11 protein-coding genes are annotated in these 13,382 nt (G+C 32.7%); 8 read left to right on the plus strand and 3 right to left on the minus strand.

What is annotated here, in order from left to right:
- The first annotated feature begins 18 nt into the window (after positions 1–18).
- Positions 19–567: a hypothetical protein gene (locus V9L04_RS10775; RefSeq protein WP_338794147.1), complete on the plus strand. Its 549-nt coding sequence runs from the start codon at positions 19–21 to the stop codon at positions 565–567.
- A 167-nt stretch (positions 568–734) separates the two neighbouring features.
- Here V9L04_RS10775 and V9L04_RS10780 read toward each other — a convergent pair whose 3' ends face one another.
- Entirely contained in the window at positions 735–1,772 is a 1,038-nt protein-coding gene (locus V9L04_RS10780) for an oxygenase MpaB family protein (protein ID WP_338794148.1), read from the minus strand.
- Positions 1,773–2,073: 301 nt separating this feature from the next.
- Here V9L04_RS10780 and katG point away from each other — a divergent pair, with 301 nt between their 5' ends.
- Both katG and V9L04_RS10790 read left to right on the plus strand, forming a co-directional pair.
- A complete protein-coding gene (gene katG / locus V9L04_RS10785) occupies positions 2,074–4,305 on the plus strand; it encodes a catalase/peroxidase HPI (RefSeq protein ID WP_338794149.1) in 2,232 nt (743 codons plus the stop codon).
- 74 nt (positions 4,306–4,379) lie between these two features.
- Complete coding sequence (locus V9L04_RS10790) at positions 4,380–5,753, plus strand: hypothetical protein (RefSeq protein ID WP_338790948.1); 1,374 nt, start codon at positions 4,380–4,382, stop codon at positions 5,751–5,753.
- A gap of 280 nt (positions 5,754–6,033) precedes the next feature.
- On the opposite strand, the gene V9L04_RS10795 is transcribed toward V9L04_RS10790, so the two are convergent.
- The gene (locus V9L04_RS10795) at positions 6,034–6,321 is read right to left on the minus strand and encodes an RNA-binding protein (protein WP_338794150.1); all 288 of its coding nucleotides are present in this window, start codon (positions 6,319–6,321) and stop codon (positions 6,034–6,036) included.
- A 224-nt stretch (positions 6,322–6,545) separates the two neighbouring features.
- Positions 6,546–7,565 (minus strand): ADP-ribosylglycohydrolase family protein, encoded by a 1,020-nt coding sequence (locus tag V9L04_RS10800; RefSeq protein WP_338794151.1) that lies wholly within the window; start codon positions 7,563–7,565, stop codon positions 6,546–6,548.
- Between the two features lie 177 nt (positions 7,566–7,742).
- Between V9L04_RS10800 and V9L04_RS10805 the strand changes: the two genes are divergently transcribed.
- From V9L04_RS10805 to V9L04_RS10825, 5 genes are all read left to right on the plus strand, one after another.
- Positions 7,743–7,985, plus strand: a complete 243-nt coding sequence (locus V9L04_RS10805; protein WP_338794152.1) for a hypothetical protein — start codon at positions 7,743–7,745, stop codon at positions 7,983–7,985.
- Positions 7,986–7,988: 3 nt separating this feature from the next.
- Positions 7,989–8,339 carry a type II toxin-antitoxin system PemK/MazF family toxin gene (locus tag V9L04_RS10810; RefSeq protein ID WP_338794153.1) on the plus strand — a complete coding sequence of 117 codons (351 nt, stop codon included), beginning with the start codon at positions 7,989–7,991 and terminating at the stop codon, positions 8,337–8,339.
- A gap of 257 nt (positions 8,340–8,596) precedes the next feature.
- Positions 8,597–10,870: an aconitate hydratase gene (locus V9L04_RS10815; protein ID WP_338794154.1), complete on the plus strand. Its 2,274-nt coding sequence runs from the start codon at positions 8,597–8,599 to the stop codon at positions 10,868–10,870.
- A 239-nt stretch (positions 10,871–11,109) separates the two neighbouring features.
- A complete protein-coding gene (locus tag V9L04_RS10820) occupies positions 11,110–12,588 on the plus strand; it encodes a sodium:solute symporter (RefSeq protein ID WP_338794155.1) in 1,479 nt (492 codons plus the stop codon).
- Between the two features lie 12 nt (positions 12,589–12,600).
- The gene (locus V9L04_RS10825) at positions 12,601–13,380 is read left to right on the plus strand and encodes a hypothetical protein (protein ID WP_338794156.1); all 780 of its coding nucleotides are present in this window, start codon (positions 12,601–12,603) and stop codon (positions 13,378–13,380) included.
- Positions 13,381–13,382: the final 2 nt, after the last annotated feature.

Below are 13,382 nucleotides of genomic sequence, written 5' to 3' on the forward strand. Positions count from 1 at the left end.
TAAATTTATCAGTTATTTATGGAAACCAAACAACTCATAAAAACAGGACGAGTAATAGCTATCCTTTCTTTTTTGATTGGAACAGCTATTTTCATCGTTTATTACCTCACTTCTGCTGATTTCCTTTTGTCTTTAGGAGGTGTTTTTATTCTTGTGGCAGCAATTATAAATAGTATATTTTTGATTTTAATTTTGAGACGATATTCAAAAGAGAAACACTACAAAACACATTTATTTATAACAGCAGGAATTATTTTACTTAATATTCCTGCATTTCTTTTTTATTCTTGGGTTACATTTCTTTTAATGGATACAATGAGAATCAGTTTCATAAATTCTACACAGGAAACTATCACAGAGTTAAAAATTACAGGCTGCCAAAACAAAACAATCAAAAAATTAGATGTTGGACAAAGTGAAATGATTTGGATAAATATAGAAGCAGATTGTACTATAAATATTGATTATCTGTTGAATGGAGAATCAAAAAAAGAAACTGTTTTAGGATATGCCACAACAAGTATGGGACAAAAAATGAAATATAAAATTGGAGAGAAAAAAGAATGATTCTATTAAACGTTATCACAGTTGTTTACAGGTCTAATAATTAGCAAGTTATAGAAAAACAAATCTGTCTTATTTTTCCATAGCGCAGGAGTTTGCAAACCTTGTGCTATGGAAAAATGAATATTACTAATTTAACCGTGATAACGTTTATTATGAAAAATCTAACTTTATTTCTGTTTAGAAATCAAATTACGAGCTTCCCAATAAGAACGAATCGCATGAGGACTTTTTCCAAAACTGGCTTTCATAGTCTCAATAATTGGTAAGGTCTGAACTATGTATTTTGTCCAATTTGCAGCAGGAATACCCAATAAATCACAAACTCTATCGCCCAAAAGAAAACGCATATAACTATGAATATAGCCTTTAGGAACAACAGGAGGTAAAATGTCGTCAAAATGAGAAAGTAGAGTTTGTGTCAGAATATTTCCTTCATGAGAAGATTTAAAATGACGCATTTCTGTATTTTGAGAAAGAAAAACGGCTTCTTTCATTGTTTGAGGAAGGATTTTTTTATCAATTCCTAAAAGTTGTCCCACTACAAACCAAAGATGTAAATAGTTTTCAGCATCTTGATTTGTGAATTTCTTTCCCAGCTTTCGAAGTCCACGCAAAACGATAGACGAAAAAGCAATATTTGTTCCCATCAAATCCTCTTGATTGATAGGCAGCCCCCATTTTTTATTCCAGTCCTTATGGTTTTTGACGTGAAAACGAATGGTAGCATGTAATAGTCTAACTTTCAAAATAGTAATAAAAGCAAGTCCACCTTCTTTCAAACTATCTCTTTGATTGACTTCAAAAACAAAACGAGCCGTTTCTAAAAGTCGTTTTTGTGCATCATTTCGCATACGTTCTGAAAAATATAAAACTTGTGCTCCATCAGCAGCAGCATAACAATAGGGCAAAGACATTGTACCCAACAGACTTAAACAGTCTTCTGCATTTTTTTGAAAAAGCTCCTGTCCTTTTGCTATTTTTTCCATATCAGAACCAATAGGCAAAACAGCATTTTGAGTAAAATAATTTTGTATAAAATCAGGTAAATTATCAGGCAAACTTTGATTATCGCCCCATTGAATTGTAATTACTTTTCTAAGGTGTTCCCACTGATTTTGTTCTTGTGTTTTTTGTATTATTTCATCAGCTACTCTATCACCTTGTAGCCTATAATTATCCCAGTCTATTTGTGTTAGGTTTTGCATTTTCTATTCTTTTAATCATTGACCTATAAATTAATCTTATATTTTTCCTGTGTTTTTTGAGCTAACAGACTGTTGTTTAAAATGGTTTTGATTGTCAAGAAAACAAGTCAATCAATTATATCTATATTGTTATAGAAAGTATCAGTTTGATTTATAATTTTAAAAATCTAATCTTTGTGATACGAAAAGAGAAAAACACTATTTTATTTTTTTAATTATGAAAATCTTTTTATAAATTATTGATTAATAAGTAATTACACTACTATCTTAATTTATCACAACCTTAAACTCTAAAAAGAAAATGGAACACAACACAAACGGAAAAGGTAAAGTTTGGGACACCAACGAATCTAGTAAATGTCCTTTTACAGGTGGAGGAGCAGCAAAATTTACAGCAGGACAAGGAACAACAAATCTTGACTGGTGGCCAAATATGCTCAAAACAACTATTCTTCGTCAAAATTCTTCTCTTGCTAATCCAATGGACAAAGACTTTAATTATGCTGAAGAATTTAAAAGTTTGGATTTAAAAGCTATCAAAAATGATCTTTTTGAATTAATGACAAATTCTCAAGATTGGTGGCCAGCTGATTATGGTCATTATGGTCCATTTTTTATTCGTATGGCTTGGCACAGTGCAGGTACATATCGTACGGCTGATGGTCGTGGTGGTAGTGGCTCAGGAACACAGCGTTTTGCACCACTTAATAGTTGGCCCGATAATGCAAATCTTGATAAAGCTCGTTTGTTGCTTTGGTCAATTAAGAAAAAGTATGGTAAAAAAATCTCTTGGGCAGATCTTATGATTTTGGCAGGAAATTGTGCTTTAGAGTCAATGGGACTACAAACTTTTGGTTTTGCAGGTGGACGTGAAGATGTATGGGAACCAGAACAAGATATTTATTGGGGTTCGGAAGGCGAATGGTTAGGAGACAAACGTTATTCAGGTGACAGAGAATTAGAAAATCCATTAGCAGCCGTTCAGATGGGACTTATTTATGTAAATCCTGAAGGACCAAATGGAAAACCTGACCCATTAGCATCAGCAAAAGATATTCGTGAAACGTTTGCAAGAATGGCAATGAACGACTACGAAACTGTTGCTCTTATTGCAGGAGGACATACATTCGGAAAAACACATGGCGCAGCAGATCCAGGAAAATATGTAGGAATGGAACCAGCAGGAGCAGCTATTGAAGAGCAAGGAACAGGATGGAAAAATACATACGAAAGTGGACATGGAGTACATACAATTACAAGTGGATTAGAAGGAGCTTGGACAACAACGCCAACAAAATGGAGTAATGATTATTTTGATCATCTATTTGGTTTTGAGTGGGAGCTTACCAAAAGTCCAGCAGGAGCGCATCAATGGAAACCAAAAAATGGAGGAGGAGAAGGAACAATTCCTGATGCTCATGATTCATCAAAAAAACACGCTCCCTTTATGCTTACAAGCGATTTGGCATTGCGTGTAGATCCAGATTATGAAAGAATTTCAAGACATTTTCATGAAAACCCAACTGAATTTGCTGATGCTTTTGCTCGTGCTTGGTACAAACTGACTCACCGTGATATGGGACCTGTTTCTCGTTATTTGGGAGAGGAAGTTCCGACTGAAGAACTTTTATGGCAAGACCCAATTCCTGCTCGTGATTATGATTTGATTGATGAAAATGATGTTAATTCTTTAAAATCTAAAATTCTTAATTCTGGACTATCTATTTCTGAATTAGTTTCTACGGCTTGGGCTTCGGCTTCTACTTTCCGTGGTTCGGACAAGCGTGGTGGTGCAAATGGTGGTCGTCTTCGTTTAGCTCCTCAAAAAGATTGGGAAGTAAACAATCCAACACAGTTAGCTAAAGTATTGAACGTTTTTGAAGAAATCAAAAAAGGATTTGATAATGGAAACAAAAAAGTTTCTATTGCTGATTTAATTGTTTTAGGAGGTTGTGCTGCTGTTGAGAAAGCTGCTAAAAATGCAGGTCATGACATAGAAGTTCCTTTTACGGCAGGTCGTACAGATTCTTCACAAGAACAAACTGATGTAGATTCTTTCAAATTCTTAGAGCCACAAGCAGATGGTTTCCGTAACTACTCCAAAGCTGAATATACATTGTCAGAAGAAGAATTATTGATTGATAAAGCTCAATTATTGACTTTGACTGCTCCTGAAATGACTGTTTTGGTAGGTGGAATGCGTGTCTTGAATACAAATTTTGATGGCTCTTCTTATGGTATTTTTACAGAGAATAAAGAAACTCTTACAAATGATTTCTTTACAAATCTGATTGATTTTACAATGACTTGGAAAGCTACTTCTGACACTCAGAAAACATTTGAAGGCAGTGACAGAAGAACAGGACAAGTAAAATGGACAGGTTCTCGTGTAGATTTAATTTTTGGTTCAAACTCAGAACTCCGTGCTTTAGCTGAACTTTATGCTTGTGATGATGCAAAAGAAAAATTTGTACACGATTTTGTTGCAGCATGGGATAAAGTAATGAATTTAGATAGATTTGATTTGGCTTAAATCTAGGCTGTACAAACTATAAAAAAAATTCCTCGTATTTTTGAGTTACTACACAACAAAAAATACCGAGGAATATGTCTAAACGACAGTATGAATATAGGATAAAAAACTGGAAATCCAAAGCTATGGCACGCAGAAAAGAAAACGACTATTTAAAAAGTCGTATTAAAGAACTCTTAGATAGCCGAGATTCTTGGAAAAAAAAATATCAAGCAGAAAAATTACAAGGCAAATTAAACTTGTCTACTAAAAAAGCAAAAAGACACCAGTATAGCTTACAGGTAGTCAATTTTGTACTAGAACTATATAAATATGGTGGTATGAGTTTACGCAGTTGTCGTCATACGTTAGTTTGCTTACATCTTTGTTTTGGTTTACAAGGCAAATTACCAAGTCATAGCAGTATCCGTAATTGGTTATGCAAATGTGGAGCTTATCGTCTTGAACACACAGAAAACCAAAGTAGCGAGTATGTGGTCTATGTGGATGAAAGTATTAGTTTTGGTAGTGAAAAAATACTTTTGCTACTAGGTGTTTCAGTAGATGCTATTCCTAAAAACCGAAGTTTATCTCATAGTGATATGGAAGTTTTGGCAGTAGAAATTGGTAACGAATGGAGAGGCGAACAAATAGCGAAAGAATTAAGTAAAATAGCCTCTGAAACAAAAATAAAATATATTGTTAGTGATGAAGGTACTAACTTAAAAAAGGCTTATAAATCATTGAATTATACCCATATAGAGGATTGTACTCATATTTTAGCTAATCATTTAAAGCGACTTTATCATCAAGATGCTGATTTCAAATTATTTAGTAACCTTGTCGGTCAATTACGACAAAAATGGAATTTAAGTAAAGATAATAGTCAGTATATGCCTCCTTCTATGAGGGTAAAAATGCGTTTTGCAAATATCTTTCCTTGTGTTAATTGGGCAAAAAAAATAGTACAAAATTGGGACAATTTACCCTCATGTGTTCAAGAACAAGTTCTTTTTTTGAAAGAAAAAGAGGAGTTTATAAAAGGACTAATACAGGTAGAAAAAGTATTTAAAATGGTTTGTCAAGAGCTTAAAACTACAGGATTTGGAGTTTTACAAAAGAAAAATATTCTTAATAAATTGCTACTTATTGAGTCTCAAGCAGGAGACAAATTAAACCCAAAAGCAAAAGTTTTTATGGAGAACGCTAAATTATATTTGAATAATTTAGAAAACAAAAGTAAGAGTTTGAAGGAGGAATTTATTCTTTGTAGTTCTGATATTATTGAGAGTTATTTTGGAAAATTTAAAACTAAAATAAATCCCAACAGCAGAAGTGGTTTAACTGAATTTATTTTTACAATAGCTACTTTTGGAAGAGCTTTTTCAATAGAAGAAACTCAAAATGCGTTAGAAAACATAAAATGCAAAGAGTTAAAGTTGAAAAAAATAATGAAAAATGTTGCTTAAATCAAGGTCAAAAAATTAGGGAACTTTTTGACCTTGATTGAACAGCCTAGCTTAAATCTAACTCATTTTTTAAACTTATATTTTTTACAAAAAGATAGTCTAATTTTTTAGGCTATCTTTTTTTTATAAAAAATGTACCAAAAAAAAAGCAACTTTTTTTCAAAAGTTGCTTTTTTGTCGCTCTTTGTAAAGTTTACATTGAGCTAAAATATATTGATTCAATTAAGAACAGGATTAGTGCGAAACTATAACTATTGATAACTAATTCAATTGTTTTTGTTTAGTAGTCACGACGACCACCACCAAAGTTTCCACCACCTCTGTTTTCTCTAGGAATGGCTTTTTTTACTTGGATTTCACGATCTTTAAGCTCAATACCGTTCAATTCTTCGATAGCTGCTTCGCCATCTTCTTCTGATTCCATTTCAACGAAACCAAAACCTCTTGAACGACGTGTTTCACGATCTGTGATAATTTTTGTTGATGTAACAACACCAAGTTCTGAAAATACAGCCTCTAATTCTTCTTCTGTGATAGAATAAGGCAAGTTTGATACGTAAAGATTCATAAAACTAATTAACGAGATAAAAACTAATAAATTGAAGGCTCTAAGTTGTTCCTTCGAATCAAAGATACGGAAAAATATTAGAAAACTACTATTTTTTTGTAGAACTTTCCATTTTTCATCACTTAAAAGGAAAAATTACTCAAAATCTTTTATAATAAGCAGAATAAAGTAATTAATTTGATAGATTTAACTTGATTTAGATTTGATTTTTTTACCAAATTAAATCACTCATTCAAAACAAACGAAATATAGTCATTCAATTCTTTTTGATATTCAATACGCTCTACCCAATTACTTGGAAATGATGATATTCCATTTCTAGCTCCTGCTAATGCTCCTGTGATACAAGCAATAGAATCTGAATCTCCTTTTGTATTTACTGCTCTAATTAGTGCTTTTACAGAATCATTTGGATATAATAAAAAACACAATAAGCCAGTAGCCAAAGATTCTTCAGCAATCCAACCTTCTCCTGTATATTCACATGGGTCTGTTTCTTTATCGTTTAGTTTTATAGCTTCCTTAACTCGTTGTAATATTTCTATAGACTGCTCCCAACCTCTGTTTATAAAATCTACTTCATTATAAATTCCTGCTCTTTCCCATATATTTTTGAGAAAATCTTCGTGGTAGACATTTTTTTGAGAATGACTATATTCTATCAATACATCAATTAATTTTGTTGGTTCTACATCTTCTATAATTTTAATAATGGCAATAGCTGTCAATTCAGAAGCTACTAAAGCAGTAGGATGAGCATGTGTTATGGCAGATTGAAATTGCGACCATTTACCAATTTGAGTATCTGTTATATTTTTATTTTTGAATTTCAATATCCCTAATGGTGTAACTCTCATATTTGCGCCACAACCTTTTGAATCTTTTGCTGTGGCTTTTTCCCATTTTAGTCCTTTTTCTAGGTTTTCGCAAGATTTTAGACAAGTCATTCCAGGCGCACGATTATTTTCATCATCATTCAGCCACAAAACAAATTTATTTATTAGTTCTTTTTCAAAATTATCTCTTACCAAATTTCCTTCTTCGTAGGAATTCATAATTGCTTTAGATACAGCTATTGCCATTTGTGTATCATCAGTTACTTTTATAATATCGCCTATTGGTTCTGTGAGTCCATTATTTCCCCATTTTAGTTTTATTTCTTCCACCTTCATAAACTCAGTTGGATAACCAAATCCGTCTCCAATGGCTGAACCAATTAAACAGCCTTTTATTTTGTCTTTCATAATGGTTTCAAAAATTTAAATCTTTTATACAAATCTATTATTTTTTCTTGAAAAACAATGAATAGAAAGAAATAATGCTTTTAACCTTTTTTTAATTCCAAAAAAAACAATACCTCATTTTCTTATACCTAATTTTCTAGCTATATTAGTTTCATAAACACTAAATTTATTTCAATTATGCAATTATCAGCTAATTTTATAGTCAGTAAAGAAGAAATTAATTTACTTCAAAATCATTCTCTTTTTGGTTTTGAAAGTGCTGATGAATTATTTTCATACGCCCTTAATCTCCTACGTACTGAAATAGAAGAACGAAAAAAACAGCAAATTATAGATTCTGCTGCACTTTATGCCGAATTATATCAAGAGGATGAGAAAGCAAATGAATGGATTGATTCTTCTAATCAAGACTGGAAATAAACTATGGAACTAACAAGAGGAACAGTTTTATTGATAAATCTAAATCCTACAAAGGGTTCGGAAACAGGGAAAATACGTCCTTGTGTAATTGTTACAAATGACTTTTACAACGAAAAAACACCTATTATTCAAGTTGTTCCTTTAACAGCGTGGAGTGAGAAAAAAGCTCTGATAATAACAAATATAGTAATAGAAACAAACGAAGAAAATGGACTTAGTAAAACGTCTATTGCAGACTGTCTTCAAACTCGTCCGATAGACCACAAAGAACGAGTTGTCCGAATTTTGGGTAAATTATCTAAAGAAAAAATGAGTAAGATAGATATTGCTTTGAAAATCATTTTTGATTTATAGAACAACAAACCCTCCTTTTTAGAATCATTCTAATTAATAGTTAAACAAGCAAAGAAATTGATAATTTGCTTAGTTGTGCGTAATTTTCTAGTTTAAATGGAAAGACATGTATTTTGTCTATTCATTTATAGAAAAACACACACAATCACACACCATCCTTTGTGTATTCTAACTATTTCCAACTATTTTTTAAGATATGAGTTAGACTACTATATATCTTTTTGAAAATCTTTTACTCTTAAATAAAAAACAAAAAAATGGCTCTTTACGATTTAGATATGATGAAAAAAGTCTATGCGAACCTCAAAGGTCGTGTAGATAAAGCAAGAGAAGTAGTAGGTAGACCACTAACTTTATCAGAGAAAATTTTATACAATCACCTTTGGGATGGCGAAGCAACAACAGCATTCAAACGAGGAGAAGATTACGTAGATTTTGCACCAGACAGAATTGCGTGTCAAGATGCAACAGCTCAAATGGCTTTGTTGCAATTTATGCAAGCAGGAAAAAATAAAGTGGCTGTACCAACAACGGTTCACTGTGACCACTTGATTCAAGCAAAAGAAGGAGCTGCAAAGGATTTGGCATTCGCAAACAAAACAAGTTCAGAAGTATTCGATTTTTTATCTTCTGTTTCTAATAAATATGGCATCGGATTTTGGAAACCAGGAGCAGGTATTATTCACCAAGTAGTTTTAGAAAACTATGCTTTCCCTGGTGGAATGATGATTGGTACAGATTCGCATACAGTAAATGCTGGTGGGTTAGGAATGGTTGCTATCGGTGTTGGTGGTGCTGATGCTGTTGATGTAATGGCAGGAATGCCTTGGGAATTGAAATTTCCAAAACTAATTGGTGTAAAATTGACTGGTAAATTATCAGGTTGGTCTGCACCAAAAGATGTTATTTTGAAAGTAGCTGGTATCCTTACTGTAAAAGGTGGAACAGGCGCAATCGTTGAGTATTTTGGAGAAGGCGCAAAATCTATGTCTTGTACAGGAAAAGGAACTATCTGTAACATGGGTGCAGAAATTGGAGCAACAACTTCTACTTTTGGTTATGATGAGTCAATGGAGCGTTACCTTCGTGCAACAGGTCGTGATGCCGTAGCAGATGCAGCCAACGAAGTAGCCGATTATTTGACAGGAGATGACGAAGTATATGCAAATCCAGAAAAATACTTTGATCAAGTAATCGAAATTAATTTAGACGAATTAAAACCACACATCAATGGTCCTTTCTCTCCAGACTTAGCTTCTGAAGCAGGAACTGACGTAAAATCAAAAGCTGAAGCAAACGGTTGGCCTTTAGATGTAGAATGGGGACTAATTGGTTCTTGTACTAACTCTTCATATGAAGATTTATCAAGAGCTGCCTCTATAGCAAAACAAGCTGTAGATAAAGGAATTGAAGTAAAAGCTGAATTCGGAATCAATCCAGGTTCTGAGCAAGTACGTTTTACGGCTGCTAGAGATGGTTTATTAGGAATTTTTGAAGAATTAGGAGCTACTATTTTTACAAATGCTTGTGGTCCTTGTATTGGACAATGGGCAAGATACTCTGACCCTAAAAATGCACCTAAAAACTCTATCGTTCACTCGTTCAACAGAAACTTTGCAAAACGTGCAGATGGAAATCCAAATACACATGCTTTTGTAACTTCTCCTGAGTTAGTTGCTGCGATTGCTATTTCGGGTCGTTTGGATTTTGACCCTACAAAAGATACATTGAAAAACAAACATGGTGAAGACGTAAGATTTGACGAACCAACAGGTCAAGAATTGCCACCAAAAGGATTTGATGTAGAAGATGCAGGTTTCCAAGCTCCAATGGAAGACGGTTCAGGTGTTCAAGTTGTTGTTGATCCAAATTCTGAAAGACTACAATTATTAGATCCTTTTACACCAATTGGTTCAGAAATTAAGGATGCTAAATTATTAATTAAAGCATTCGGAAAATGTACGACTGACCATATTTCTATGGCTGGACCTTGGTTGCGTTTCCGTGGACACTTAGATAATATTTCTAACAACTGTCTTATCGGTGCTGTAAATGCGTTCAACAAAGCAACTGACAGCGTTAAGAATCAACTTACTGGCGAATATGGTGCTGTTCCTGCTACGGCAAGAGCATACAAAGCTGCTGGTGTTTCTTCTATCGTTGTGGGTGACCATAATTACGGTGAAGGTTCTTCAAGAGAACACGCTGCTATGGAACCTCGTCATTTGGGAGTAGCTGCTGTAATCGTAAAATCATTTGCACGTATTCACGAAACTAACCTTAAAAAACAAGGTATGTTAGGTCTTACATTTGCCAATGAAGCAGATTATGATTTGATTCAAGAAGATGATACTTTTACTTTTACAGATTTGAAAGATTTTGCTCCAAATAAGCAACTTACTTTAGAAGTAACTCATAAAGATGGTTCAAAAGATACTATCAAATTGAATCATACTTATAATGCAAGTCAGATTGCTTGGTACAATGAAGGTTCTGCATTGAATTTAATTAAGAAAGAAAATGCAGCTTAATTTTAATTAAGTAACACATTTTATAAATTTAGAAAAGCAAGTTCAGAAATGGACTTGCTTTTTTTGAATTAATTAGCGAGTGATTTATATGATTCTTATGACTAAATGCAGGATAATACAATGAAACTCTTATTTTTGTATACAATTGTTATTATTACTCATTATTAGCCTTTATCCTGTAATTCATCATACAAATCACTTGCTAATCAGTCTCGGTATTTGTATTATCAAATAAAAAAATGTCCCCACAAACTACCCTTATCGTTCTTATTATTTATTTCGGAGTTTTATTTTTTATTTCTTGGCGCACTTCAAGAGGCGCAACTACCGAAACTTTTTTTACTGCCAATCGAAATGCACCTTGGTATTTGGTAGCTTTTGGAATGATTGGCGCATCGCTTTCAGGCGTTACTTTTATCTCTGTGCCAGGGCAAGTAGGAGCAAGTGCTTTTAGTTATATGCAAATTGTTTTTGGTTATCTTTTGGGATATTTAGTTATTGCCATAGTTTTGCTACCTCTCTATTACAAACACAATCTTACTTCCATTTATGAGTATTTGAATGCTCGTTTTGGTTTTTGGTCATATAAAACTGGAGCTAGTTTTTTTATATTGTCTAGGATTGTAGGTTCTGCTTTTCGTTTGTTTCTGGCTGCTGGTGTATTGCAAATTTTTCTTTTTGAGCCTTTAGGAATTCCGTTTGAAATAGCTGTTTTTGTTACAATTATATTGGTTTTACTTTATACTTTTCAAGGAGGAATCAAAACGATTGTTTGGACAGATACACTGCAAACACTTTTTATGCTTTTGGCTGTCGGAATTACGATTATAATGATAGGAAAAGAATTGGGTTTGAATTCTATTTCAGAAATTTATAGTTCTGTTTCGAATAATTCTATGAGTAAAATCTTCTTTTGGGACATTAATACGCCTAAAAACTTCTACAAACAGTTTTTAGGAGGTGCTTTTATTGCTATTACAATGACAGGTTTAGACCAAGATATGATGCAAAAAAACTTGTCTTGCAAAACGCTTGGAGAATCTCAAAAAAATATATTTTGGTTTAGTATTGTCTTAGTTTTTGTCAATTTATTGTTTTTAGCAATGGGTGCGCTTTTGTATATGTATGCAAACACAAAAGGCATAGCAATTCCAGAAAGAACAGATATGCTGTATCCAATCATTGCTAAAAATCATTTACCAGCACTGGCAGGAATTTTATTTTTAATCGGAATTATTGCAGCAGCGTATTCTAGTGCAGATTCGGCTCTGACAGCTCTTACAACGTCTTTTTGTGTAGATTTTTTAGGATTCAAAGAGTATAAAAATGCAATGACAGAAAAAGATTATACTACCCAAGAACAAACAAAAAAATCAACTCGTTTGAAGGTACAAGTAGGTTTTGCAGCCGTTTTATTTTTTGTGATTTTGGCTTTTCATTATTACAATGATAGGTCAGTTATTGATGGGATTTTTACGGCAGCAGGTTATACGTATGGTCCTTTATTGGGTTTGTATGCCTTCGGAATGTTTACCAAAATAGAAATAAAAGATAAGTTTACACCATTTATTTGTGTAGTTGCACCTATTGTTACTTTCTTTTTGGTTTCATTTATCAATAATTCGCCTAAACTTTTTGGAGGATATAAAATTGGCTATGAAGCTATTTTAATAAATGGAGGACTTACTTTTTTAGGACTTTTGTTAGCTAAGAAATAAAAACTATTTTCTATGAAAAATATCATTCTTCTTGTTTTCATTCTAGCATTTTTCTCTCAAATTTCATTTTCACAAGCTCAAAGTCAAGATAGTATTTTTGTTTCTTGTAAACGTTGGGGAGGGGATATTGAAATAGCAGAAAGTTGGAAATGGAAAATAAATAATGTAGAATTTAACCTTACTCCAGATACTCTCAAAATTCCTATTCATAAATCAAATTTTGATACAATTCTGTTTAGTGATGGAAATAAAGAGCGTATTATTCTGACAAAATTTAATAAAGGACACGTTTATAATATTCATTATAACGCTTGTTGTAGTGATTTTGATATTGTAGAAAAAAATGACTATTACGATAGTTTAGAACAAATTGAAGATATAATTATGTCTTACTATATTCACACAAGAGAACCAAGAGTTAGGTTTGAGTTATTGAATGGAGAACCGAATGATAACTTAGTTGGTGTTTTAGGTAACTTTTATTACGATGATACAATTCATGGAGAAGACTTACATAATAACAAAAAAACAAGTTATTTATCTCCTGCTACTGTCTCATTTGCTGCTTATAATTACAACTTGGGTATTGTTCGAAGAGTGAAGCAATTAACAACAAAAGCTGTAGATAATGATAAAGCTTTTTATGTTTACTTTTATAATTCTGAAAAAAAGGACTACTACAAAATAGAAAAGATATTTCAAATGATAGAATACCGTTTTTTTGGGAAAGAAAAACTGCTGGTTACTTATGATTATCAGACCAATAAAATGAAAATTGAAATAGAAAATTAATA

The organism is Bernardetia sp. MNP-M8 (assembly GCF_037126285.1).
Taxonomy (GTDB): Bacteria; Bacteroidota; Bacteroidia; order Cytophagales; family Bernardetiaceae; genus Bernardetia.